Source organism: Parolsenella sp. (assembly GCF_982402205.1).
Genome location: NZ_CEVYAT010000004.1, coordinates 1 through 24,461, shown reverse-complemented (window position 1 = coordinate 24,461; position 24,461 = coordinate 1). Strand labels below are relative to the sequence as shown.

Sequence of the window (24,461 nt, the reverse complement as noted above, 5' to 3'; positions counted from 1 at the left end):
AAGCCAAACGAGCACGGGTCGAGCAGGCGGATAACCCCCAATCCGCCCCCGTATGCCTGGCAGGAGGCCCGGCGTACGTCACACGAAAGGAAAGAAATGCAGTCCAAGAAGACCAAGATCGTTTGCACCATGGGACCGTCCACCGAGAGCGAGGACGTGCTGCGCGAGCTCATCAAGGCCGGCATGAACGTCGCGCGCTTCAACTTCTCGCACGGTAGCCACGACTACCACCGCGCGGGCGTCGAGCGCGTGCGCAGGGTCTCCGCCGAGCTGGGCATCCCCGTGGCCATCCTTCTCGACACCAAGGGCCCCGAGGTCCGCACGGGCGTGCTCGAGAACGGCGAGAAGGTCCACTTCGAGACCGGCGACAAGACCATCATCACCACCGACGACGGCGTCGTGGGCAACCACGAGCGCTTCTCGCTCGACTTCAAGAACCTCCCCAACGAGGTCTCTGCCGGCGACCACATCCTGATCGACGACGGCCTGCTCGACTTCGTGGTCGACTCCGTCGAGGGCACCGACATCCACTGCACGCTGGCCAACGCCGGCGACCTGGGCGAGCACAAGGGCGTGAACATCCCGGGCGTCGACATCTCGCTACCGGCCGTCACCGAGCGTGACCGCGAGGACATCATCTTTGGCTGCGAGCTGGGCATCGACGCCATCGCCGCCTCGTTCATCCGCGACGGCAAGGGCGTCGAGGAGATCCGCCAGATCTGCCACGAGCACGGCCGCGACAACGTCTCGATCTATCCCAAGATTGAGTGCGCTCTGGGCATCGAGAACTTCGACGACATCCTGGAGCACTCCAGCGGCGTCATGGTCGCCCGCGGCGATCTGGGCATCGAGATTCCGCCCGAGAAGGTGCCGCACGCCCAGAAGATGATGATCGCCAAGTGCAACAAGGCCTACAAGCCGGTCATCACCGCCACCCAGATGCTCGACTCCATGATCCGCAACCCGCGCCCGACGCGCGCCGAGGTCAACGACGTCGCCAACGCCATCATGGACGGCACGGACTGCGTCATGCTCTCCGGTGAGACCGCTGCCGGCAAGTACCCGGTCGAGGCCGTCAAGATGATGGCCTCCATCGCCCGTGAGACCGAGCAGTACCTGCAGGAGCGCCACGACTACCACCAGCGCGGCGGCGTGCGCGACGTCAACGGCTCCATCGGCTTTGCCGCTGTCACCACGGCCAACCGCGTGGGCGCCAAGTGCATCCTGACCCCGACCGAGTCTGGACGCACCGCCCGCCTCATCTCTAACTTCCGCCCCGAGCTGCCGATCTTCGCCGTCTCCCCGCACGAGGAGACCGTCCGCAAGTGCTGCTTCTACTGGGGCGTCACGGTGCTCAAGGGAACCGCTCAGGGCGCCATCGACGAGACGGTCAAGCAGGCCCTGACGCTCGCCCTCGAGAACGGCCTCGTCGAGGCTGGCGACCTCGTCTGCGTCACCGCTGGCGACCCGCACACCGCCCCCTCCCAAGGCGACTACATCACCTCGACGAACATGCTGCTCGTTGCCCAGGTGCCCGGGCTCAAGAAGTAGCTCTTAGATATTTCGCGCACTCGCAAGCGCCAACGCAACGCCCCGGAAGGCCTGGCCTCCCGGGGCGTTTTCTTGTGCGTCATCTCGGCAGAGAATGTTCGCGATGCCTCGCGCCCGCCATCCCAGCAGCGAGCGCTCGCAACGCCTCGCACCCATTTCTGCGCGCTCCATCACCTTGGGCACCCGCTATTACGTGCTCAGCGGCCTCCTGGCGCGTAATAGAGGGTGCTCAAGGCGCGCACGCGTAAGTGCTAGAGCTTGCGGGGCGTGGGCTCCATGCAGCGGTGCTCGTGCACGGCGGCAAGCGCGGCGGCCTGCGCGGCGACGTCTCCCACCTTGAGGGCCCGGCCGTAGGCGTCGGCGTCGAGGATGGCCTGCTCGAAGCGCTCCGGCGTAAAGCCGTAGGGGGCACGACCCCACTCGTTGGTTGCCTGGGCGCGCTCGACGATGCCCGCAAGCGCCTCGCGCCCGCACTCGATGTCGGCGAGCGTCACGGGCAGACCCAGCTCGCGGTTGTGTGCGGCAAAGCGCGCAAGGTCCTCAGGCGCGTCGTCGAACGCCTTGAGCACGAGCACGCCAAACGAGACGACCTCGCCGTGCAGGTGGCGGCCAGCCGCCTCGCCCATGCCCGTGTAGGCGTTGTAGAAGGCGTGGGCCGTGCTCGAGTTGAAGTAGTAGGCGCCCTGCTTGGCCGCGAGGTTCGTGGTCATGTTCGAGACGAGGCCCGTCGAGATGATGATGTCAAGGATGACCTGCTCGAGCTCGTAGCTCGAGGTGCGGGCGCGCTTGTCGGCCAGGGCCTTGGCGCCGCAGTCGAACAGCGGGCGCTCGCAGGAGACGGCCAGCGCGCGACCCATGAGCGGGGTGTGGGGCAGGTCGAGGTCACGGCTCGACAACTCCACCTCGGGCTGCTTGGAGAGGGCGTCGCCGATGCCCGCCCAGAAGTAGTCGTCGGGACTCTCGGAGATGACCTGCGTGTCAATGAAGGAATGGATGGGCGGCTCGGAGGGGAAGAAGTAGTTGTTGACCGAGCCATCGTCCTTGTAGAAGACGCCGATGGCCGTCACGGGCGCGCAGTTGGACGCCACCGTGGGGAACGTGAAGAGCGGCTTGCCAGCAAGCTCGGCGATCTCCTTGGTCTCATCGATGGCGCGGCCGCCGCCCATGCCAAAGACCATATCGGCCGCGAGCACGCGTGGGTCTTGTGCAAGCTCAGCGGCAACACTGTGGCGGGGCTGGCCGCCGTACCAGATGCAGTCCGTGACCGTGGTGTCCGTGCCCTCAAGCGCGGCGATGAGGCGCGGAGCAGCCTTCTCCATGGCGGTCTTGCCGCCAATGACCACCGCGCGCGTGCCAAAGCGGCGCGTGACCTGCGCCACAGCCTTGTAGGCGTCGACGCCCACGGTATAGCTGGGAAGATAGTTGGTGCTGGTAAGTTCCATAAGAAAAGGCCTCCCTCGACATCAGACATTTGACCATTCTAGTCTGATACCGAGGGACGGCCCAAACTGAAAAGGCTCTATTACGCGAGCGGCGGGCGCGGCGTCCTTCTCACCGAACACCCATTCCTACGCATCCAGCAAACTCGCGCACCCGTTTCTACGCGCTCAGCGGCCTTCTAGCACGTAAAAGCGGGTGCGCAGGATGGAGACATGGCGCAGCGATGGTCGAGAAACCCTAGCAGTCGAGAAGCCCTAACGCGTGCGCACCGAGCTGATGACGCAGCGGTTGGCCGGCATCCAGACGCTGCCCCACTCGACGGGCGTGCCGTCGTCGAGGCGAACGAGTTGGTCGAGGTCGAGCACCGGGGAGCACTCGCCGCAGCGCAGCCAGCGGCCGCGCTTCTTGCCGGCGGCGCGGGCGCTGTAGGTCATCTCGGCAGCGCCAATCGACTGGCCACTCGTGCGCTCGACGGCGTCGAACAGGCCCTCGCGCTCGAAGTCGATGTTCTCGAGGCCAGGGCACGGCTCGAGGTTCACGCGGCTCTCGATGAGCATGACCGGCTCGTCCTCGACGAAGCGCACGCGCATGAGGTAGAGGTAGGGCGACCCCTCGGCGATCTGCAGGCTGCGGGCGCACACGCGGCTCGCGCGCTCGATGCGCTTGTCGACCACCTTGGTGGTGAACTCGATGCCCTGCTCGGTCATCGACTCGGCGAAGGAGTGGAGCTTGTTGCCCGAGGGGCGCGCCATGACCGGCTCGATGACGAAGGTACCGCGGCCGCGCTGCTGCACGAGCAGCCCTTCCTCAACCAGGGAGCGGATGCCCTTCTGCACGGTGCCGCGCGACAGGTGCAGCATCGCCATGAGCTCGTGCTCGGAGGGAATGCGCTCGTCGACGCCCCACTCCTTGGAGTAGATCTTCTCGCGGACGTAGTCGGCCACCTGCACGTAGAGAAGCGAGGTGTCCTTCTTCTCGAAGTCCGACATTGCTCGGGCCTTCCTCGTGGGCGCCGCGACGACACGTGCGCCGGCTGCGTCAACTTGACCAGTTGACCAATACACGTTGAAGTTTAACGCGAGCAAGACTCTTCCACCAACTCAACAGTTGCCAATTCACAGAGTGGTCAACCTACGCTGAGCTGCAAATTTGTTATGCTTTCCAACCTTTTGTAAGTCCTTACATAGAGGCCGAGAAGCGCTTGCCATATTCCGACAGGCGCTGAATGAGGCACTCGTGGGCATGCTCGAAGACCTCGTGGAAGAACTCCTCGGTGAAGAGGCTGTAGTCTGGCACGCCGTCGATGTGGTGCTCCTGGTTGCTGCGCACGATTCCCTCGACCACGTCGCACGACCTCTCGACGTCCACCTTACCCACCGAATACTGCGGAAACGCCGTCGTCTGCTCGATGAGCTCGGGCGTGGCCTTGCACGTGAGGGTGATGGGCAGGGTGTGCCCGTACTTGTCGAAGTCGCCCTGCTTGCGAATGCGCGTGCGCTCGCCAGCCGGCACGCGATACTCCTGCAGCCAGGCATGCGTGGCGGTGTTGTAGGCGTTGTCGCACATGAGGTGCGCCCAGGCGCCCAACACCACGTCACTCGCGCGGTAGCCAGGGCTGTTAAGCAGGGTTTCGACGCGCTCATGAACAGCAGGTTTGGCGGGAATGACAAAATGACCACCCGCCTTTGAGATCTCCACGCCCTCCTCCACCGTGATGTTCGCGGGGCCTAGAGGAACGTCTGTGGGCAACTTGCGCGCAGGCTCCACGTAGAGGTCCCAGAACTCGCGCTCGCGCGGGATGGGGATGGAGCAGGGGTCAGCGAAGTGGGTGAGCTGGTAGGGCAGGATACCCGAGGGCTTGGGCAGCATGTATCCCACGTAGACGTCTGGCACGAGATTGCCAAATAGGAAGGCGTTGGCGTCGCGGATGCCAAAGTCCGAGAGCGGTCCCGTGGCAAGAAGGCGCTGGGTGTGAGCGATATGTATGTTCCAACTAGGCATGGGCCTAATGGTAGCACGTGTCTGCGAGGGGTCAGCCATCCGCGCGCGGCCGCAACCAAACGCTTACGCGGCTGGAGATGTGGGACAGTTGCCCAGGCACTTATTGTCCCAGATTGGAACAGTTGCTCAGGCAGGTATTGTCCCAGATCGAGGGGGGCGAGCCCGCTTGCACGGACTCGCCCCCAGCGGAGCATATGAGACGGGCAGCCGCTAGCCGCGGACCTCGCCGCCAGTGGAGCGGCAGACCTTGGTCACGAGCTTCTCGTGGGCGCGCTCGACCTCGTCGCTCGTGAGCGTGTGATCACTCGCGCGATAGGTCAGCTGGAAGGCCATGGATTTCTTGCCCAGGCCAACGCGCACCGGGTCGCGGTAGACGTCGAACAGGCGGGCGCTCTCGAGCAGCTTGCCCCCGGCACTCGTGATGCGCTGCATGAGCATCTCGCAGGTGACGTCCTCGTCAACCACGATGGCGAGGTCGTGCGTGATGGCCGGCAGCGTGGGCACGTCCTGGTAGGGCAGCTCGCGGGCGGCAAGGCGCAGCAGGTGCTGCTCGGACAGCTCGAAGGCCACAACGTCGGCGTCGATGCCAAAGCTGGCAAGGCTCGTGGGGTGCACGTTGCCCACCCAGCCAAGTAGCTCGCCGCCGGCGTAGACCTCGGCCGCACGGCCGGGCTGCAGCCACGGGTACTGCTCGGGGTCTGCCACCTTGAAGCGCACCTTGGTGACGCGCAGGGCCTGCAGCAGGCGCTCGACCACGCCCTTGGCGTCGAAGAAGTCGAGGGGCTGGTGCTTCTCGTTCCAGCCGTCGAGGCCCCAGGCGCCGGAGAGCACGCCGCAGACGTAGCGCGGCTCGTCGGGAAGCGTGCGCTTCTCATGGCCAAAGAAGACGCGGCCCTGCTCGTAGAGGGCAACGTCGGGCACGCCGTGGTCGTGGTTGTAGGCCACGCTGCGCAGCAGGCCCGGCAGGATCGAGCGGCGCATCTCGGAATTGTTGGCGAGCAGCGGGTTCATGATGCGCACGGGCACACCGCGGCCAACCTCGGTGATGTTGGCGCGCTCGAGGTCGCCGTCCTCGGCGAAGCAGTAGGTGAAGGTCTCGGAGAGGCCGCAGGAGCGCAGCGTGCGGCCAATGAGTTGCATGCGCTGCTGGTCAACCGTGAGACCACCGTGGTGGTTCTTGGCACCGGGCAGCGTGGGCTCGACGCGGTCCATGTCCCACAGGCGTAGGACCTCCTCGATGAGGTCGGCCTCGCGGGTGAGGTCCGGTCGGCTCGTGGGCGCCACGACCTCGAAGTCGTTGCCACCCTTCTGCGGCACAACGGCACAGCCCAGGCGCTCGAGCAGGTGGGCAATCTCGTCGTTGGTGATGGGGGCACCGCAGACGCTGCGCACACGGTCGCCGCGCAGGGCGATGCGGGCGGCCTTGACGGGCATGGGGTACTCGTCAACGCGGCCGCGGCAGACGGTGGCGCCGCAGCAGCTCTCGAAGAGGGCGGCGGCGATGTCGGCGACCTCCTCGCAGTTGGCGGCGTCGACCTGGCGCTCGAAGCGGATCGAGGCCTCGCTCATGAGGTTGAGATTGCGGCTCGTGCGCGAGATGTGGCTCTTGTCGAAGCAGGCGCTCTCGAGCAGGACGTCGACCGTGGTGTCGTCGATCTCGGAGTTGAGGCCGCCCATGACGCCGGCCAGGGCCACCGGGCGCTCGCCGTCGTCGGTGATGACGGCCATGTCGGAGGTGAGCACGCGGTCCTGGTTGTCGAGCGTGGTGAGCTGCTCGCCCTCGCGGGCGGCGCGCACGACGATGTGGCGCTTGCCATCGCGCTCGGAGAGCTTGCCCAGGTCAAATGCGTGCAGCGGCTGGCCGGTGAGGTACATCACGTAGTTGGTGACGTCCACGACGTTGTTGATGGGACGGCTGCCGGCGGCGATGACGCGACGGGCGAGCCACTCGGGCGACGGGCCGATCTTGACGCCGCGCACCACGCGGGCGACGTAGCGGCTGCACAGCTCGGTGTCGGCGATCGTGACGTCGACGAGGTCCGCGCTCTTGGGGCCCTCCTCGTGCTGGATCGCGGGCAGCTCGATGTGGGTGTCCTCGTCGAGTACGGCGCCCACCTCGGTGGCCATACCCACGTAGGACAGGCAGTCGGGACGGTTGGGCGTGATCTCGCAGTCGAGCACCGTGTCGGAGGTACCGCGGTAGTCGGTGAAGGGCATGCCCACGGGAGCGTCCTCGGGCAGGATCATGATGCCGGAGTGTTCGCCGCCCAGGCCAAGCTCGCGTTCGGAGCAGTTCATGCCGCAGGACTCGACGCCGCGCAGCTTGCTCTTCTTGATCTTGAGATCGCCGGGCAGCACGGCGCCGATCATCGCGACGACGATCTTGTCGCCCTCCTCGAAGTTCTGGGCGCCGCAGACGATCTGCAGCGGGGTGGGCCTGCCCTGCTCGTCCAGGTTCTTGTCGCCCACGGAGACCTTGCAGAGCCACATGTGGTCGGAGTCGGGGTGCGGCTGCTTGGAGACGACCTGGCCCACGACGACGTGGTCGAGGTCTGCGCCGAGGCGCTCGATCGTCTCGACCTCGGTGCCGGTGCGAATCAGCTCGGTGTAGAGGACGTGCGGGTCGGCGGGCAGGTCCACCATGGAGCCGAGCCACTCATATGAAATGCGCATTCGTGTAAGCCTTTCTGTTGCGCGTGAGGCGTGCGGGTTTGTGAGGTGCTCGCACTAGAACTGGGACAGGAAGCGCATGTCACCGGTCATGAGCATGCGCAGGTCGGGCAGGTCGTAGCGCAGGGCCGCGACGCGCTCGGCGCCGATGCCAAAGGCAAAGCCCGTGTACTTCTCGTGGTCGACGCCGCAGTTGTCGAGCACGTTGGGATCGACCATGCCGCAGCCCAGAATCTCGAGCCAGCCGGTGCCCTTGCAGAAGCGGCAGCCCTTGCCGCCGCAGACGCCGCACGACACGTCGACCTCGCAGCTGGGCTCGGTGAACGGGAAGAAGTGCGGGCGGTAGCGCGTGGCGCGGTCCTTGCCGAACATCTCGCGGCAGAAGTAGTCGAGCGTGCCCTTGAGGTCGCCGAAGGTGATTCCCTCGTCGACGACCAGGCCCTCGATCTGGTTGAACTGCGGCAGGTGGCAGGCGTCGGGGGTGTCGGGACGGAAGACCGTGCCCGGGCAGATCATGTAGATGGGCGGCTGGTGGTTCTCCATGGTATGCGCCTGGACGCCCGAGGTCTGCGTGCGCAGCAGGATGTCGGACTCGCCGTTGGCGTGGACCTCGGAGTGGTCGAGGCTGCCGGGGTTGTTGTCCTGCACGTAGAAAGTGTCGCGGGCGCTGCGGCTCGGGTGGTCGAGCGGGGCGTTGAGCGCAGTGAAGTTGTAGTAGCTCGTCTCGATGTAGGGACCGTCCTCGACGGTGTAGCCCATGCCGCAGAAGATTTGCTCGATCTCCTCGATGATCTGCGAGATGAGGTGCTCGGTGCCCACGTTGGGGACGCGACCGGGCAGCGTCACGTCGACCGAGTCGGCGGCGATGCGGGCCTCGAGGGCGGCGTGCTCGAGCTCGTGGCGGCGCTCCTCGAGGGAGGCCTCGATGCGGCCGCGAACCTCGTTGGCGAGCTTGCCCACGCGCGGGCGGTCCTCGGGGCTCAGCTGGCCCATCTGGCGCAGCACGCCGGTGAGCGAACCCTTCTTGCCCGTCACGGCCACGCGGATGCGGTCGAGCTCGGCCAGGTCTGCAACCCCGCCGATGCCCTTGGCCGCCTCGGCCTCGATGGCCTTGAGGTCGTCGATGATCGTCATTGCTTCTTTGCCCCTTTCGTCTGCGGGCATTCACCCGCCTCGGTGCGAGCCTGCTACGGCAATAAAAAAACCGCCCTTGCTCGCGATGCTTGCGAGCAAGGGCGGATGATTTCGTGTGTCCGCGGTACCACCTTGCTTGGCCGCCGGATGTCGTGCCCGGCGTACCCACTTTGTCCCCGTTCCGTGGGGCCTACGGCTCCCCTACTAACGCCGCGTGGGCGCGTTCAGTTCGCGGCTGGTGGAGTGAACTCTGGCCGTCAGCCTTGGAGGGACCTCTCAGCCGGTGGGCCCCATCTCTTATCCGCTGGCGACGCGACAGCCAAACCTCTCCGTCATAGCCTAGCTGCATAGTTTAGCACAGCTGACATTGGTGGCACGAGTTGTCCCGAAACAACGCCCAGTCCCCGGGAGTGGGTCCAGGGACTGGGCGCGTAGCGCAGCAATCTATGTGCGAGAAGGGCTACTCGGCATCGCCGGTCTTTGCGGAATCAGCGTCGTCGCCCTCCGCGGCGTCACCCTCGGCAGCACTGGCCTCATCCTCGTCAGCAGCGGCGGGACGCTCAAAGCCATAGGCCTTGGCGATGCGGCCCAGATACTCGTCGGCGCGCTTCTCGTCGCCCTTGTTGGCGTACTGCAGCGACAGGTAGTAGTTGAGGCGGGCCCGCTCGTCTCCCTCGGCGCTCGCCAGCGCGTGCTCCATCTCGGCGATGTGGGAGTACGACCCCCTGAACACGATGTCGAACGTCTGGTGCGAGTCGCAGCGCAGTTCCTTGGCAAGGTCGACGGCCTCGCCCTTACACTGATCGGGCAGGGCGTCAACGAGCTCGAGCACGTGCGTGGCGCGGTCCTCGTCGTTCTGGCCCTCATAGAAGTTGAGCGCGCGCGACAGCAGAATGCGGCGCTGCTCGGCGCTGGCCGGCAGCTTGAGCAGCTTGTCGAGCGTCTGCTGCACGCCCTCGACGTTCTGGGAGGCCTCGTAGGCGTTGAGCCTCATGAACTCCTGGTTGAACTTGGGCAGCGCGATGCCCGCCATGGGTGACGACAGAGTCTTGAGCAGGCCCTCGAAGTCGCCGGCCATAAACTGGTTCTGCGCCTTGTTGGCAATGACGTTGCGCGCGATGGGCGAGATGGCCGAGACCGCCAGGAAAATAATGACCGCGGCGATGCCGATGGCCTGGATGGTTCCCTGATCCATGCTCCCCTCCTACTCCGCCGTATAGAACGCGTGCATGTCATCGACCATCTGCATGAGCGCGGGCACGTCGGTGTAGGCCATGTGGCCGCAGCCGTAGCGGTGGTAGGTGATGCGCTCCTTGAGCTCGCGCGGCAGGAACAGCTGCGACATCGTGTGGTCCATGTTCCACCACGGGGTGGCCGCGTCGTAGCGACCGCCCAGGATGGCGAGCTTGGTGGTAGGGCTGCGGCGCAGCGCCGTGGCGATGTCGAAGGCGAGGTTGGGCGCGGCGGTCTTGGTGTCGTCCATGCCAGGCTCGTCGTGCACCCAGTTCCAGCCAATGCCAATCTCGCTCCACACGGACAGACGGTACTCGGCCGGGTTCTCGTAGCCAAGCTCGCTACGCAGGAAGCTGCGGAAGGCGCCGTACCAGGCGTTCTCGAGGGCGTGGCCCGCCGGGTCCTCGCAGGCGAAGTAGAACGTGTTGCGCTGGACCGGCAGCGTCATCGTCTCGGTGTAGCGCATGTCGAGGCGGCCGCACATGAGGCCCTTGTCCTTGAGGAGGTTCGCACGGAAGTCCTCGAGCTCGATGCGGTTGTTGTGCTCGAGCAGAAGCTCGGCCGGAATGCCGATGTAGCGCTCCATCTTCTTGGCGATGCGGCGCTTCTCGCGCGGGTCGATACGGTCGCCCTTCATGAGCGATGCGGCGTACTCGCCGGCGGTAAACTCGCTGGCCTCGTCGAACCACTTGTCGACGTCGACGCCGCGGCCCGTGATGCCAAAGTGCTGGGCCGTCGAGGCAAAGCTCGGCAGCATGCCCAGGTAGTAAAGGTCGTTGCCAGGCAGGTTCTGCGACCAGTCGAAGTAGGCCGAGAGCATCACGACGCCGGCCAGCGGCACGCCGGCCTCGCCGAGGTAGCGCATGAGCACGGCGGAGCGCATCGTGCCGTAGGACTCGCCGTAGATGTAGAGCGGCGACCCCCAGCGGTTGTTCTCGTCGAGCCAGCGGATGATGGCGCGGCAGAAGGTGCGGGCGTCCTCCTCGAGGCCATAGACGCGGGCCTTGTCGTAGCCGTCGGCCACGAAGGACCAGCCGGTGCCCAGCGCGTCGAGGAACACGAGGTCGGTCTCGCGCAGCAGCGTGCCGGGGTTGTCGACGACCTCGTAAGAGGCGCTGGCGAACTTCTCGCCCTCGCTCACCACGCGGCGCGGGCCCAAGCCGCCCAGGTTGATGGGCACGGAGGCCGAGCCAGGGCCGCCATTGAAGGCAAACGTCACGGGACGCTTGGCCGCGTCGACGGCCTCGCCGTTCACGGTGGAGGCAACGTAGCTCACGTTGAACATCTTGCCCTCGAGCACGCGCTGCGGGTCATAGATGTCAAGGTGCCCGGCACTGGCCACGTAGTCGATGGACTCCTCGCCCACGCTCCAGGTCAGGGTATCGCTGCTCTTGGCCTCGGGCACCGCGTTCGCATCGGCGACGGGCGCCGCAAACTGCTCGCTCATCTACTCCACCCCCAGCATGTCGCAGAGCGACATCATGTAGATTTCCGCCGAGTGAACGATATCGATAACGTCGACATCCTCGTTGTAGCCATGGATGCCCTCGTTGTTGGCCGGGCCAAACTGGATCGTCGGGGCCCCGAGCGCGCGGTAGTGCGCGGCGTCAGAGCTCGCCCACTGGTAAGCCGGCAGGCACTCCTCGTTCCAGACGTCCTCGATATTCTTCTTGAGGCTCGTGACCAGCTTGGACTCATCGTCGGTGTAGTTGCCCTCGGCAATCCAGTTATAGGTGGCCTCGACACCCTCGACACCACTCTTGGCAATCAGCGCATCAACCGCAGCAACGACTTCCTCGTGCTTGCAGCCATACGGCAGGCGAACGTCGACGCTGCAGGAGGCAAAGTCCGGCACCTGGTTGATCTTGCCGCCACCCTGAATGATACCGACGTTGGTGGAGCAGTGGTCGATGACATTGCCAACACCAGGAGTGCCGATCGTACGCTCGGCGACGGTGCGCGAGTTCTTGACAGCGCGAGCCTGGGACTCGTCATAGTGACCGGGGACAGCGGTGATCTCGTCGATGAAGGGGATGACCTTCGCGAGCTTGTTGATGGCGTTATCGCCCTTGTAGTTGCCGGTCGAGCCGTGGCCGGGCACGCCATGAGCGGTGAACGTGAGGTGGAGGATGCCCTTCTGGCCAATCTCAATCGTGTCGTGGCCAGTGGGCTCGCCGATCATGACGGCATCAGCGCCGTCGGCATAGCCGTTCTCGCAGAACCACTTGGTGCCGGTGCCGGCAATCTCCTCGTCGCAGACGACGTGGAGGCGGATGTCGCCCTTGAGCTCGGCGCCGCTCTCGTTGAGCATGGCCATCGAGAAGAGCAGGACCGCGAGGCCGCACTTCATGTCAGAGGTGCCGCGGCCGAGCATCTTGCCGTCGCGGATCTCGCCGCCGAACGGATCGAAGTCCCAGCCATCAAGATTGCCAACGGGCACGACGTCAACGTGACCGTTCAGGACGACGCGGAAGCCCTCCTCAGATCCAATGCGAGCATAGACGACAGGATAGTCCTCGCCGCTGTCCGCAACGATGCGCTCGGACTCGATGCCGTGCTCGGCAAGGTAGTCACGAACGAACTTGATAGCGGGCTCCTGGTCATCAATCGGGCTCTGGTTCTTGATCTGGATGAGCTGCTGGCAAAGCTTGAGCAGATCGTCCTTGTGGGCGAGCACCGCCTCGTGCAGCTGCTGCTTCGTGACTGTCATTCTCGGCATTCCCTCTTTGATGAACGGCCCGGCCAAGCGATGCCTGACCGGGCGACTTGTAACCGTTGCTCTATGTTACTCGGCAACCTCGTCGTGATATAGGAAGCAGGCCACCTTGTGGTTGTCCTCGACCTCCACGAGCGCCGGGCGCTCGCGGTGGCAGCGCTCCGTGGCGTTGGGGCAGCGCCCGGCGAGCGGGCAGCCAACCTGGTCTCCCACGGGACTCGGGATCTCTCCCTCGAGCTTCATCTCGGGGTGACGCTCGAAGGGATTCTCGGGCGGGATGGCCGAGAGGAGCGCCTTCGTGTAGGGGTGCAGCGGGTTCTCGTAGATGATGTGCGCCGGCGAAATCTCCATGACGCGGCCGAGGTACATGATGGCCACGCGGTCGGAGATGTGCTTGACCACGGAAAGGTCGTGGCTGATGAACACGTACGTGAGGCCACGCTCGCGCTGCAGGCGGCGGAAGAGGTTCAGGACCTGAGCCTGGATGGAGACGTCGAGCGCCGAGACGGGCTCGTCGCACACGATGATCTTCGGGTCAAGCGAGAGGGCGCGAGCGACATTGATGCGCTGGCGCTGGCCACCGGAGAACTCATGCGGGTAGCGCTGCAGGTGCTGGATGTCGAGGCCGACTTCCTTCATAAGGTCAAGAACCTTCTGCTGGCGCTTCGCGGCATCTGGCTCGATGCCATGGATGACCATCGGCTCCTCAATGGAAGCCGCCGCGGTGAAGCGAGGGTCAAGACTCGAATAGGAGTCCTGAAAGATCATCTGGAGATCCTTGTGCACGGGCTTGCGCGCGGCGCCCTTAAGCTTGGAAATATCCTGGCCGTTATAGATAATCTCGCCGCTCGTGGGCTCATGGAGACCAACGATGCAACGTCCAAGGGTCGACTTGCCACAACCGGACTCGCCAATGATGCCGAGCGTCTCACCCTCATAGACATCAAGCGAAACACCGGACAGCGCATGAAGCGTCTGAGGCTTGCCGAAGAGGCCGTCACCACGAAGACGGAACTCCTTGTTAAGGTTCTTGATGCCAAGAATCACATTATCGTTGGCCATTTAGTTCGCCTCCCCACGAACGAGACTCTCCTCGCCGTTCTGCCTGTGGCACGCCACGAAGTGGCCAGGCTTGACCTCGACCAGCGGCGGAACCTCGTTCTTGCACTTCTCACAGGCGTAGGGGCAACGGTTGTAGAAGTTGCAGCAGGTGCCGGTGAGCCTCAGATCGGGCGGAACACCCGGAATGGTCTTGAGGTCGGTCTTCGCCTTATCGGAGAGCTTGGGCATGGAATCCAGCAGGCCCCAGGTATAGGGGTGAAGCGGATTGGCGTAGAGCTCCTCCATGGGAGCATATTCGCAGGTACGGCCCGCATACATGACCATAACGTCATCAGCCATCTGCCAGACGATGCCGAGGTTGTGCGTGATGAGGAGAATGCCCGTGTTGAGCGTGTCCTGAAGGCCCTTGAGCAGGCTCAGGACCTGAGCTTGCACCGTCACGTCGAGGGCGGTAGTGGGCTCGTCGGCGATGATGAACTTGGGGTGGCAGCTCATTGCCATGGCGATCATGACGCGCTGGCACATACCACCGGAGAGCTCGTACGGATACGAGTCCATACGCTTCTCGGGGTTGGGGATGCTCACGAGCTTCAGCATCTCGATGGCACGCTCGCGCGCGGCCTCCTTGTCGAGACCGTCATGTAGGCGGATGTTCTCGATCATCTGGGTGCCGACCTTGAACACCGGGTCAAGGGCCGTCATCGGGTCCTGGAAGATCATCGAGATGTCCTTGCCACGAAGCTCGCGGAGCTCGGCCTCGGAGGCATGCACGATGTCCTTGCCGTCGAACATGACGCTGCCGCCCTCGATCTTGCCGGTCTTGGGCAGAAGGTGCATCAGAGAGCTCGAGGTGACGGACTTTCCGGAGCCAGACTCACCCACGATGGCAAGGGTCTTGCCACGATCGAGCGTGAAGCTCACGCCGTCGACGGCCTTGGCGACGCCGGCAGCCGTGTGGAAGTACGTCTTAAGGTCGTGGACCTCAACAAGATGCTCCGAGACCTGCCCGGTAGCTGCGTTGGTCTCGGTAGCCTGAGAGTTGTTCTCGCTCATAGGGCCTACCTCTTCTGCTTCGGGTCGAGAACGTCACGAATACCGTCACCAAACAGGTTGAAGCCAAGAACGGTGACGAGGATGAACATGCCAGAAATCGTGGCGATGTGAGGAGCGCCCTGCAGGCAGCTCTTGCCCTCGGAAAGAATCGAGCCCCAAGAAGCGGTGGGCGGCTGGATGCCAAGACCGAGGAAGGAAAGCGCGGCCTCAGAGATGATCGCGCTGGCGATGTTGAGCGTGAAGTAGACGATGACCGGGCTCATGGCATTGGCGAAGATATGCTTGAAGAGGATGCGAGCGGGGCTGGCGCCAATGACGCGCTCGGCGTTGCAGTACTCCTCGTTCTTCACGACATGGACCTGGCCGCGCACGACACGAGCGAAGTTAGGCACGTTGGCAACGCCAATCGCGATGATCACGTTGATGGTGCCCTGTCCGAGGATGGTCATGAGGATAAGGGAGAGCAGGATGAACGGGAACGCCATCATGCCGTCCATGATGCGCATGATCACGGAGTCAACGATGCCGCCAAAGAAGCCGGCGACGAGGCCGAGCAGGATGCCGACGATGGCACCGAGGATGGTGCCGCCGATGGCGATGAAGATTGAGATGCGCGCACCATAGATCACGCGGGAGAGAAGGTCGCGGCCAAAGGCGTCAGTGCCAAACAGGTGGCCACCCACTCCGGGAGCGGCAAACATGTTGCCGGTATCCGTGGCGTTGGGGTCACACGGAGCAAGCAGAGGCGCAAAGACGGCGAGAATCACCATCACGACGACGATCGCAAGGCCCACGAGCGCCATCTTGTTACGAGCGAGCTTGTGCCAGGCGTTGTTCGCCTTGCGCTCGCGCTCGAGCATCTTGAGCGTTGCCTCGTCAGAAAGGCTAGCGCCAGTAGCGTTATCTGCCATTAGTTGCTACCCCCCTCATAATTGACCTTGGGGTTGATGACCATGTAGACGATGTCAACAACGAGGTTAACGAAGACGAAGACAACGGCGGAGAACAGGACCACGCCCTGAATGAGCGAGTAGTCACGGCCGTTGACGGCATTGACGATAAGCGTGCCAAGGCCAGGCCAAGAGAAGATGGTCTCCGTCAGGATGGCGCCAGCGAAGGCGCTGGCAAGCTGAAGGCCCAAGACGGTCACGATGGGCGGGAGCGCGTTCTTGAGCGCGTGCTTCCAGATGATCTTGGACTCCTTGATGCCGCGGGCGCGGAGGGCCTTGATGTACTCACCGTTGATCGTCTCGAGCATGCTCGAGCGCGTGATGCGGGCAAACGTCGCCGCGGGGATCGTCGCCAAGCAGAAGCACGGCAGGATCATGTGGCTAATGACGTCCCAGACGCCCTTCGACATCGCACCCATGCCCATGGCGGGAAGCCAGCCCAAATTCACCGAGAAGGTGAGGACGAGCATGAGGCCCAGCCAGAAAATAGGCATAGACACGCCAACGAGGGCGAGCACCATGAAGACGTAGTCAAAGATGGTGTTCTGCTTCACGGCGGACACGACGCCAATGGGCACGCCGACGAGAAGCGCGAGCACGAGGCCCGTAAGGGTGATCGAAAGCGTGGAGGGAAGCCTGCTCAGAATGATGGGCATGACGGGGCCACTGTATGAGTACGAATAGCCGAAATTGCCGTGCAGGATACCAACCAAATAGTTGATGTACTGCGTAAGCATGGGCTCATCGAGGCCCATCTTTACTCTCATCGTCGCAATCGCATCGGGTGACGCCTGCGGACCCAGCATCTGCGCCGCTGGATCGCCCGGAATCATGCGCGTGAGGACGAAGGTGATGGTGACGACTACGAACAGAACCGGAATCGTCTGGAGAATCCTTTTGAGGATTGTCTTTGCCACCTTTGCAACACCCCCTGAGCGGAGTCTGGCGGGACCTTGTGCCCGCGTAACCATGTGATGGGGGCACGGCTCTGGGCCATGCCCCCATCATTCTTAACTGAATGAATAGCTCAAATTACGCCGTCTTGGAGATGTTGATCTCGCTGGAGACGATGACCGTCTTGTTGTCAGCGCGGCTCTGGAAGCCCTCAACCTTCTTCGTAAGGCCGGTGTTCACGAACTCGGAGCCATAGACGAGCATCGGGTCATAGGAGACGATCTTCTTCAGGGCCTCCTTGTAGTACTTGGCACGCTCGTTCTGGTCCGTGACCTCGAGGGCCTTGTCGAGCAGCTCGTCGACCTCGGGGTGACTGAAGCCAGCGCCGTTGCCAAGCGCGCCAATCTCCGTGGAGCTGAACAGCTTGTTGAGGAAGAAGTAGGGGTCGGGGAACCAGGACCAGCTCATGCCGTACAGGTCAGCCTTGCCGGCGGCGGCGGCGGCGCTAAAGGTGCCCCAGTCGCTCGGGTTGATGGCGAGGTCGATGTTCAGGTTCTCCTTGAGGGCCTGCTGGAGGATGGTGGCCATCTTCACGCGAGCCTCGGTGTTGGAGATGTACATGTTGAGGGTGAGACCGTCCGGATAGCCAGCCTCAGCGAGGAGCTTCTTGGCGCCCTCGGGATCATAGGCCGGGACGTCAGCCTCGACGGACTCGTCATAGCCCCAAGAGTCCTTGGGCAGGGGCAGCACGGCGGTCGTAGCCTCGCCATAGGGATAGACACCCTTGACCAGGTCATCGCGGTTGACAGCCATGAGAATGGCCTTGCGGACCTTCTGGTCGGCGGTGGGGCCGTTGACCTGGTTCATGTAGACGTAGGCAACGTGAAGTGCCGGCTTCTGGTCCAGCACGAGCTGGTCATTGTTCTTGATGGTCTGGGTGGCCTCGCCCGTGAGCGAAGTGGCGATGTCGATCTCGCCCGTGGCCAGGCCGTTGGCAGACTGGGTCATGTCGGTAACGACCTTGATGGTGAGGCCATCGAGGTGCGGCTTCTCGCCCCAGTAGCATTCAGAGCGGGACAGGTCGCTCTGCTGGTCCTTCACGAACTGGTCGAGCTTGAACGCACCAGAGCCCACGAGGTGGTCGCCGAAGGCATCGCCCCAGCCCTCGACCTCTTCCTTCGGGACGATGACGTTGCCGGCATCCGTAAGAGCGGTGAGGAACGAGGCGTTAGGGGCCTTCAGCACGCACTCGACCGTGTGGTCATCAACGACGTTGCAGTGGTCGAGCATGGCGAGGCGGTTCATCGCGGACTCGGTCGCGGAGCGCTCGAGGGAGTACTTGACGTCCTCGGCGACGACGGCGCGGCCCTCCTGGTACTGGCCAGCCTGGAACTTAGCATCATCACGGATGGTGAAGGTGTAGGTGAGGCCGTCGTCGGAGACCTTCCACTCGGTGGCGAGCTGGGGAACGATCTCGGTGAGGTCGATGTTGTAGTCGACGAGGGTGTCGCACACGCACCAGATGATCTGGGCCTCATAGGCGCCCGTGTACTTGATGGGGTCGAGGTACTTGGGCGAGGAGGGCAGGCTGAGGATGAGCGTGCCGCCATCGGCGCCAGCACCGGTGGAAGTCGAGCCACCATCAGAGCTGCAGCCGGAGAGTGCGGTACCCGCCATCGCTGCCGCAAAGATGGACACACCACCGACGAAAGAACGACGAGAAATCTTGAGGTCAGACATGGTTCCTCCCATTTTGGTGTCAGGACGCTAGTGCCCTCTTGAAAAACGCGGATATGCCTGGAAAGTGCAAATTCCTTATCAGCCATGCAATTCGCTTCATAAAAGATATCTGAAACGGCATCACGTTGAGCTAGCGATACGAGATGGTTTACTTAGGCGAAATACTGAACTGCTTTTGGGTAAAGCAGTAACTTCCTGCTTTTCCTTATGATTGTCTCTAATTAGACTACATTTTTACGTGAACGGGTGTAAAAAAGCCGCAGACGGCAAAGCACTGTTTGACCGCCTGCGGACATTCCATCACTCATATGTGAAGAAGGCTCTTAGAGGCGACGTTGCCCTTGGGGATTCCCGCCCTAAAGCCCCTAGCCAATCGCGAGCATGTTATCCCAATAGTCAACGTCCTCGAGCGGCAGGGTATCCCAGAGGTCGAGGATGCGCTGCGGCAGGAAGCGGCGCTCCACCACGACGTCGCCGCCGTAGAGGCGGAACCAGTCCGCGTCCATGACGAGGTAGCCGTCAAAGCCAAAGTCGTCGCCCCAGCTGTTCTCGACGCGCCAGGCCACGGGCTTGCCGTCCTCGCCCAGCTCGACGCCCTGGAAGGCCATGCAGTGCGTCATGCCACACTCGCGGTCATCGATCATCTCGGCCTTGGTCTGGGAGAGGTCGACGCCAAAGGTACCGTCGAGGTCCATGCCATCGAGCGCGAGCACGCCGGAGAAGTCCTCGTCCTTGCGCATGAGGTTCTTGTTGACGGCGCACATCATGAACGCGGGGACGCCGGCCTTGAGCGACTCGACGGCGGCGTTCTCGAGGTCCTCCATCGGCATGTTGAGGAAGCGCAGGCGCTGGCCGCCGATAACCGGATCGAAGTAGCGGATGCCATAGGCGTGTTCGTAGAGACGGGTCTCGCCCGGAAAGTTGACGAGCTCGACGTACTGCGAGAGGTCAAGTTTCACGTAGCGCTCAGCAAACTGCTGGGGCGTGATGCCGTGGTCGCGCAGGACGCGTCGCGGCTCGCCACCGTTGGCGGAGACGACCTCCTCGACCTTTGAGGCGTCGACGTCGGCGCCCTCGCCCACCTCAATCGCGAGGTCGAAGGTCACGGGTGGCTCGCCCAGGCAGCAGCAAAGGATCTGGTGGAACTCAGGTAGCATCTCCTGCTTCTTGGCGCGAAGCTCCTCGAGCGTGGCGCCGTTCGCAGCCATCTTGCGCAGGATCGTGGCGTCCTTGCGAAGGAGGGTCGTGAGCAGGGCGTTCATCTGCGCCGTGTCCTTGTTGCAGGCAGTGTCGGGCATGAGGGCCTTGGGGATGGCGCCCCACTTCTTCACGAGGTTGCAGCAGAAGACGAACTGGCCGCCGTCCTCGACCGGCGTGAGCATGAGCTGGGTGACCTCGCGGTCGTTCCAGGGGCGATCCGCCGTGTCGATGACGTACTCGAGACGAGAGTTGCAGCGCTCGAGCTTGTCGTAGAACTGGATGTAGTTCTGCGAGAACTCGAAGTCATCGATGTCGAGGTTGGCAAGGACCTTGGAGCGCAGGACGTTGAGCGTCGAGAACATCCAGCAGCGACCAGAGTGGCGCTGGCCGGTCACGGTCTTGGCAGCCTTGAGCGACACGCCGAAGGTGTCCTGGTAGTTGCGCGCCTGCCTGCGGTCGACGCTGGCCTCGACCACGCCGAGCGCGGTGACGGAGTTGCGTGCCACGCGGTTGGCGCGCACGCTGGCGAACTCGTTCGTCAGCTCGTTCACGGCAGAGAGGTCAAGCTCGTCTGAAGCCACGTTATTCTCCTTGGTTGCATTATTTCAACATTGGTAATCAGCATAGCGCTTGGAAGGGTTCGAAACGCTCATCTTGTCCTATCATGTTCCGATGGCCGGACAGGCCAGACCAATACGACCAATCGAAAGTGAGCCGCCATGCTTCTGCGTCAGATGCTCGATATCTATGACCTCATCGACAAGCCCCAGGCCTCCGGCAACGAGGTTGCCGACTTCCTGCGCGAGCGCGGCGCCACCGACGTCGTGGTCGAGCGAGTGAGCGGCGAGCGCGGCGGCACCGACTGCATCAAGGTCCTCGTCCCCGGCTCCAACGGCAAGTCGAGCGGCGGCAGTGCACCTACGCTGGGCATCGTTGGCCGCCTCGGTGGCCTTGGCGCCCGCCCCGAGATGATCGGCGCGGTCTCCGACGGTGACGGTGCCGTGGCCGCCCTCACCGCCGCCCTCAAGCTCACCGAGATGCACGCCAACGGCGACATCCTCGAGGGCGACGTCATCGTGGCCACCCACATCTGTCCCGACGCCCCCACGCTGCCGCACGAGCCCGTGCCCTTCATGGACTCCCCCATCGACATGGAGACCATGAACCGCATGGAGGTCGACGAGCGCATGGACGCCATCGTCTCCATCGACACCACCAAGGGCAACCGCATCATCAACGTCAACGGCATCGCCATCTCGCCCACGACCAAGCAGGGTTACATCCTGTCGGTCTCCAACGACCTCATGGACGTCATGACGCGCGTCACCGGCAAGATGCCGCAGGTCTTTGCCCTCTCGCAGCAGGACATCACGCCCTACGGCAACGACCTGTACCACCTCAACTCGATCCTGCAGCCCACCACCGCCACCGACGCCCCCGTCGTGGGCGTGGCCATCGCCACCGAGCAGATGGTCGCGGGCTGCGCCACCGGCGCCACGCACGGCACCGACGTCGAGGAGGCCGCACGCTTCGCGGTCGAGGTCGCAAAGGTCTTTGGCCCGGGCGCCTGCAAGTTCTACGACGAGCAGCAGTTTGCCCACCTCACCGACCTGTACGGCGACATGAGCCGCTTCCAGGGCATGGGCGAGGCCAAGTAGCAACGATTTCGCGGGGCCCGTCGGACAGCCGGCGGGCCCTTTTCTTGCATCGATTCATTGGGCGAGACGGGAGGCGGGCACGCGCCGACCGCAGGAGACGAGACGGGCGGCGAGCATACGCCAACCGCAAAAGCACGAGGAAGGCAGCCATGTCACACAAGACACGCATCGCAGGCATCACCGTGGGGCAGTCGCCCCGCACGGACATGACGTGCGACCTCGTGCCGCGCCTCGCAGACACCCTCGAGCTGGTGGAGTACGGCGCGCTCGATGACCTCACGCTTGAGCAGGTCGAGCGCACGCTTCCGCCCGAGCCCGACGAGGAGGTGCTCGTCTCCCGCATGCGCGACGGCTCGCAGGCCACTTTCTCGGGCGATAAGGTCGTGCCGCTCGTGCAGGCAAAGATCGAGCAGGCGCAGGCGGAGGGCTGCCGCGCCATCATCGTGCTGTGCACGGGTTCGTTCCCCGAACTCGAGCACGAGGTGCCGCTCGTGTTTCCGCAGCCGCTGCTACACCAGTGTGCCCGCGCCCTGGCAGGCGGCAGGCGCGTGGCCGTGATGGTGCCCGAGCCCGAGCAGGCCGAGCAGGCGCGCCAATGGTGGGCGGCGAGCGGCGTCGACGTCGACGTGGTGGCCGCGAGCCCCTACCAGGGCATCGACGGCGTCTCGCGCGCGGCCCGCAGCCTGCGCGGCCACGACGACGCGTTTCTGTGCCTCGACTGCATGGGCTTCACGGTGGCGATGCGCGACGCCGCGAGGCGCGAGAGCGGCCTTGACGTGCTGCTGCCCCGCACCCTCGTCGCAAGCGTCGTCTCCGAGCTTCTCGGCTAAAGATGGGACACTTGCGCCCGTAGCCTTTCTGTCCCACTTTTCCTGCGGTTTGGGACGATAAAGCTACGGGCTTAAGTGTCCCAAACCGCTAGGCGCGCACGCTCGCAAGGCCGCCGTAGATGGACTCGGTGAGGCGCACCTCGCAGGGCACGCGGTGGATGCCGTCGGGCGCAAAGCCATGGCCGATGCGCCCCAGCAGCAGGCTCGCCGCCAGCGAGGCGATGGCACAGATGGGCTGCACCACGCAGGCGGGGATGGGGTCGAAGACGTCGGCGAACTCGATCTCGTCAAAGCCCGCGAACCCCAGGTCGACGCCCGGGCTGATCTGGCGACGCAGCATCGCCTTGAGCGCGCCCAGCTCCAGGTAGTGGTTGCAGGCGAACAGCGCCGTGACGCCCTCGTTGATGAGCTCGCTCGCGGCACTCGCGGCGATGTCCTTGACCGACTCGCAGCGACGTATGAACCGCTCGTCCGCGCGCATGCCGCGCTCCTCGTAGGCGCTCCTCCACCCGCGCGTGCGCTCCGCGCCCACATGGGACAGGTCGCTCATGGCAACGAGGCCCACGCGCACGTGGCCCGCGTCGAGCATGGCGCCCACCGCCTGGCGCACGGCCTCGCAGTTGTCGACCACGATAGAGTCTGCGCTGGGCCCCACGAGCGGGTTGTCGATGAGCACCACCGGCACGTCGACGTGGCGCAGGAACTCCGCGGAAGACTCCGGCAGCTCGGAGAGAACCACCACGAGGCCATCGACCTGGCGCGACACCAGAAAGTCGACCTTCTCGACCAAAAGGTCGGGGTCTCCCTGGTACTCGACGAAGAGGGCCGCATAGCCCAGCCGCTCGAGCTCGTGCTCGATGAGGCCCATGAGCGAGCCCGCGAAGGGGCTCGTGGCGCTGCCTATGAGAATGCCTACGGTGTAGCTGTGGGCCGTGGCAAACGCACGGCCCAGGATGTTGGGCTGGTATCCCAGCTCCGAGATGGCGCGCTCGATGCGCTGACGGTTGTCCTCGCGCAGCTGCGCTCCGTTGAGATAGCGCGAGACCGTGGCAACCGACACATCCGCTTCGCTTGCGACGTCCCTGATTGTTGCCACGGTCCCACCTCTTCTACGTATGGCCACGCATGTGCGGAAGTTGGCTCTACTCGTCGTCCTCGTCGTCGGCGCAGGCCTCGAACTTGCGCGTGTCAACGCCGTTCTTGCCGGCGTTCACGGCCGTTTCGACGAGCGAGGAGATGGTTGCCGCCTCGTCGGAGCTGCGGGCAAAGAGCGTCTCGATGAGCATGGGCAGGTTGGCACCCACGACGATCTCGACGTCGGGTGTGGTCTGGGAGGCCATCATGGCCTGGTTGAAGGGCGTGCCGCCGAGAAGGTCGCAGAACACGACGACGCCGTCGGTCTGCTCGCGCATCGCGGCGATCTCGCCGTGGATGAGCTCGGGGTAGTCAGACGCCTTGTCAACATCGAACGGCACGACCTTGAAGGCCTCCTGCCAACCGGCAACGAGCTCGAGGGCGCTGGCCAGGCCGGGGGCGAACTCGCCGTGACCCGTGAGGATGAAACCAATCATGTGAAACCTCCTTGTTGTGGGCGCATGGCCCGGATTTATGAGTGCTTTGTGGCAAGTACGCTCTAGCGGCCGAGGCCCTGGCGCTCGAGCAGCCACTCGTTGGCACGGGCGCGGCGGGCGAGCTGTGTGGCGTAGACGCGACCGAGCGAGCCCGAGAGCGCCTCGCGGGGGTTCTCGATTCCCGCCTTGCCAGCGGTGCGCGCGGCCTGGGCAAAGTCCTCCTCGCTGGGCTCGAGCCTGTTGTCGCGGACCAGGGCATCGAGCGCCATGAGGCGCGTGAGCTCGGAGGACGCCTGGGCCTTGAGCATCTGGCGCAGCTTCTCCTCGCTCGTGTGCTGCGAGTTGAGGTACTCGGTGATGGTGTAACCGCCTCCGTGCACTTGCTCGAGCAGGCCCTCGAACGACGCCTGGGCCATGGCCTCGACGGCATCTGCGGGCGGCATCGAAGTCACGCGACCGGTGAGCTGGCTGGCAGCGCGCTCGAGCAGCTCGTCGTGCTGCTTGCTCTTGGCCTCGGCCACAAGCGTCTTGCGCACAATCTGCTTGAGGCCGCGCACGTCGTGGGCGTTGGGCATGTTCTCGGCCACCCACTCGTCGGAGAGCTTGGGAGCCTTGACGCGCAGGATGTCGCGCACAGCAACGCGCAGCTCGCAGGCGCGCGAGCGGCCGTCGTCGCCAAGCTCGCCGTGGATGCGCCAGCCCTGCGAGAGGTTCGTGCGCTTCGTGTCGCGGATGCGCATGCCCAAAAGCAGCGTGGT

General features: G+C 64.2%; 20 protein-coding genes. 3 read left to right on the top strand and 17 right to left on the bottom strand.

The window, feature by feature from the left end; translation table 11 throughout:
• Positions 1 to 96: 96 nt before the first annotated feature.
• Positions 97 to 1,551: a pyruvate kinase gene (gene pyk, locus AC1VTH_RS00695; RefSeq protein WP_293826698.1), complete on the top strand. Its 1,455-nt coding sequence runs from the start codon at positions 97 to 99 to the stop codon at positions 1,549 to 1,551.
• A 251-nt stretch (positions 1,552 to 1,802) separates the two neighbouring features.
• Here the strand turns inward: pyk and AC1VTH_RS00690 are convergent, their stop codons facing one another.
• The 14 genes from AC1VTH_RS00690 to AC1VTH_RS00625 all read right to left on the bottom strand — a co-directional run bounded on the left by AC1VTH_RS00690 (position 1,803) and on the right by AC1VTH_RS00625 (position 20,225).
• Entirely contained in the window at positions 1,803 to 2,993 is a 1,191-nt protein-coding gene (locus tag AC1VTH_RS00690; RefSeq protein WP_481334166.1) for an iron-containing alcohol dehydrogenase family protein, read from the bottom strand.
• 252 nt (positions 2,994 to 3,245) lie between these two features.
• The gene (locus AC1VTH_RS00685) at positions 3,246 to 3,980 is read right to left on the bottom strand and encodes a GntR family transcriptional regulator (RefSeq protein WP_481334164.1); all 735 of its coding nucleotides are present in this window, start codon (positions 3,978 to 3,980) and stop codon (positions 3,246 to 3,248) included.
• 190 nt (positions 3,981 to 4,170) lie between these two features.
• A complete protein-coding gene (locus tag AC1VTH_RS00680; RefSeq protein ID WP_481334162.1) occupies positions 4,171 to 4,992 on the bottom strand; it encodes a hypothetical protein in 822 nt (273 codons plus the stop codon).
• A gap of 210 nt (positions 4,993 to 5,202) precedes the next feature.
• Positions 5,203 to 7,665: a phenylalanine--tRNA ligase subunit beta gene (gene pheT, locus AC1VTH_RS00675; RefSeq protein WP_481334160.1), complete on the bottom strand. Its 2,463-nt coding sequence runs from the start codon at positions 7,663 to 7,665 to the stop codon at positions 5,203 to 5,205.
• 54 nt (positions 7,666 to 7,719) lie between these two features.
• Entirely contained in the window at positions 7,720 to 8,796 is a 1,077-nt protein-coding gene (pheS, locus tag AC1VTH_RS00670; protein ID WP_293673528.1) for a phenylalanine--tRNA ligase subunit alpha, read from the bottom strand.
• Between the two features lie 460 nt (positions 8,797 to 9,256).
• Positions 9,257 to 9,991, bottom strand: coding sequence for a hypothetical protein (locus tag AC1VTH_RS00665; protein WP_481334158.1), 735 nt, complete (start codon positions 9,989 to 9,991; stop codon positions 9,257 to 9,259).
• 9 nt (positions 9,992 to 10,000) lie between these two features.
• Positions 10,001 to 11,476 carry a S10 family peptidase gene (locus AC1VTH_RS00660; protein ID WP_481334156.1) on the bottom strand — a complete coding sequence of 492 codons (1,476 nt, stop codon included), beginning with the start codon at positions 11,474 to 11,476 and terminating at the stop codon, positions 10,001 to 10,003.
• Positions 11,477 to 12,739: a M20 family metallopeptidase gene (locus AC1VTH_RS00655; RefSeq protein ID WP_481334154.1), complete on the bottom strand. Its 1,263-nt coding sequence runs from the start codon at positions 12,737 to 12,739 to the stop codon at positions 11,477 to 11,479. It abuts the gene before it with no gap.
• Positions 12,740 to 12,814: 75 nt separating this feature from the next.
• Entirely contained in the window at positions 12,815 to 13,807 is a 993-nt protein-coding gene (locus AC1VTH_RS00650; RefSeq protein WP_481334152.1) for an ABC transporter ATP-binding protein, read from the bottom strand.
• Positions 13,808 to 14,860, bottom strand: coding sequence for an ABC transporter ATP-binding protein (locus tag AC1VTH_RS00645; RefSeq protein WP_481334150.1), 1,053 nt, complete (start codon positions 14,858 to 14,860; stop codon positions 13,808 to 13,810).
• A 5-nt stretch (positions 14,861 to 14,865) separates the two neighbouring features.
• Positions 14,866 to 15,771, bottom strand: a complete 906-nt coding sequence (locus AC1VTH_RS00640; RefSeq protein ID WP_126422713.1) for an ABC transporter permease — start codon at positions 15,769 to 15,771, stop codon at positions 14,866 to 14,868.
• Positions 15,771 to 16,727: an ABC transporter permease gene (locus AC1VTH_RS00635; RefSeq protein ID WP_126422715.1), complete on the bottom strand. Its 957-nt coding sequence runs from the start codon at positions 16,725 to 16,727 to the stop codon at positions 15,771 to 15,773. The genes AC1VTH_RS00640 and AC1VTH_RS00635 overlap by 1 nt, the downstream gene beginning before the upstream one ends.
• A gap of 115 nt (positions 16,728 to 16,842) precedes the next feature.
• Entirely contained in the window at positions 16,843 to 18,444 is a 1,602-nt protein-coding gene (locus AC1VTH_RS00630; protein ID WP_481334149.1) for an ABC transporter substrate-binding protein, read from the bottom strand.
• Between the two features lie 365 nt (positions 18,445 to 18,809).
• Complete coding sequence (locus AC1VTH_RS00625; RefSeq protein ID WP_481334147.1) at positions 18,810 to 20,225, bottom strand: C1 family peptidase; 1,416 nt, start codon at positions 20,223 to 20,225, stop codon at positions 18,810 to 18,812.
• A gap of 138 nt (positions 20,226 to 20,363) precedes the next feature.
• Between AC1VTH_RS00625 and AC1VTH_RS00620 the strand changes: the two genes are divergently transcribed.
• Together AC1VTH_RS00620 and AC1VTH_RS00615 are read left to right on the top strand one after the other, a co-directional pair.
• Entirely contained in the window at positions 20,364 to 21,302 is a 939-nt protein-coding gene (locus AC1VTH_RS00620) for a DUF1177 domain-containing protein (RefSeq protein ID WP_481334145.1), read from the top strand.
• A gap of 149 nt (positions 21,303 to 21,451) precedes the next feature.
• Positions 21,452 to 22,132: an AroM family protein gene (locus AC1VTH_RS00615; RefSeq protein ID WP_481334143.1), complete on the top strand. Its 681-nt coding sequence runs from the start codon at positions 21,452 to 21,454 to the stop codon at positions 22,130 to 22,132.
• 88 nt (positions 22,133 to 22,220) lie between these two features.
• Here AC1VTH_RS00615 and AC1VTH_RS00610 read toward each other — a convergent pair whose 3' ends face one another.
• The 3 genes from AC1VTH_RS00610 to AC1VTH_RS00600 all read right to left on the bottom strand — a co-directional run.
• Complete coding sequence (locus AC1VTH_RS00610; protein WP_481334141.1) at positions 22,221 to 23,228, bottom strand: LacI family DNA-binding transcriptional regulator; 1,008 nt, start codon at positions 23,226 to 23,228, stop codon at positions 22,221 to 22,223.
• 46 nt (positions 23,229 to 23,274) lie between these two features.
• Positions 23,275 to 23,703, bottom strand: coding sequence for a PTS sugar transporter subunit IIA domain-containing protein (locus AC1VTH_RS00605; RefSeq protein ID WP_481334139.1), 429 nt, complete (start codon positions 23,701 to 23,703; stop codon positions 23,275 to 23,277).
• Between the two features lie 62 nt (positions 23,704 to 23,765).
• Positions 23,766 to 24,461, bottom strand: a 696-nt coding sequence (locus AC1VTH_RS00600) for a SurA N-terminal domain-containing protein (protein WP_481334137.1), incomplete at its 5' end; no start/stop codon positions are given.

Bases quoted from the DNA above. Each gene is read 5' to 3' on its own strand.
- AC1VTH_RS00650 (WP_481334152.1), bottom strand. From the start codon at position 13,807: ATGGCCAACGATAATGTGATTCTTGGCATCAAGAACCTTAACAAGGAG.
- AC1VTH_RS00665 (WP_481334158.1), bottom strand. From the start codon at position 9,991: ATGGATCAGGGAACCATCCAGGCCATCGGCATCGCCGCGGTCATTATT.
- AC1VTH_RS00605 (WP_481334139.1), bottom strand. From the start codon at position 23,703: ATGATTGGTTTCATCCTCACGGGTCACGGCGAGTTCGCCCCCGGCCTG.
- pheT (WP_481334160.1), bottom strand. From the start codon at position 7,665: ATGCGCATTTCATATGAGTGGCTCGGCTCCATGGTGGACCTGCCCGCC.
- AC1VTH_RS00690 (WP_481334166.1), bottom strand. From the start codon at position 2,993: ATGGAACTTACCAGCACCAACTATCTTCCCAGCTATACCGTGGGCGTC.
- AC1VTH_RS00660 (WP_481334156.1), bottom strand. From the start codon at position 11,476: ATGAGCGAGCAGTTTGCGGCGCCCGTCGCCGATGCGAACGCGGTGCCC.
- AC1VTH_RS00615 (WP_481334143.1), top strand. From the start codon at position 21,452: ATGTCACACAAGACACGCATCGCAGGCATCACCGTGGGGCAGTCGCCC.
- pheS (WP_293673528.1), bottom strand. From the start codon at position 8,796: ATGACGATCATCGACGACCTCAAGGCCATCGAGGCCGAGGCGGCCAAG.
- AC1VTH_RS00620 (WP_481334145.1), top strand. From the start codon at position 20,364: ATGCTTCTGCGTCAGATGCTCGATATCTATGACCTCATCGACAAGCCC.
- AC1VTH_RS00645 (WP_481334150.1), bottom strand. From the start codon at position 14,860: ATGAGCGAGAACAACTCTCAGGCTACCGAGACCAACGCAGCTACCGGG.
- AC1VTH_RS00640 (WP_126422713.1), bottom strand. From the start codon at position 15,771: ATGGCAGATAACGCTACTGGCGCTAGCCTTTCTGACGAGGCAACGCTC.
- pyk (WP_293826698.1), top strand. From the start codon at position 97: ATGCAGTCCAAGAAGACCAAGATCGTTTGCACCATGGGACCGTCCACC.
- AC1VTH_RS00680 (WP_481334162.1), bottom strand. From the start codon at position 4,992: ATGCCTAGTTGGAACATACATATCGCTCACACCCAGCGCCTTCTTGCC.
- AC1VTH_RS00630 (WP_481334149.1), bottom strand. From the start codon at position 18,444: ATGTCTGACCTCAAGATTTCTCGTCGTTCTTTCGTCGGTGGTGTGTCC.
- AC1VTH_RS00655 (WP_481334154.1), bottom strand. From the start codon at position 12,739: ATGACAGTCACGAAGCAGCAGCTGCACGAGGCGGTGCTCGCCCACAAG.
- AC1VTH_RS00685 (WP_481334164.1), bottom strand. From the start codon at position 3,980: ATGTCGGACTTCGAGAAGAAGGACACCTCGCTTCTCTACGTGCAGGTG.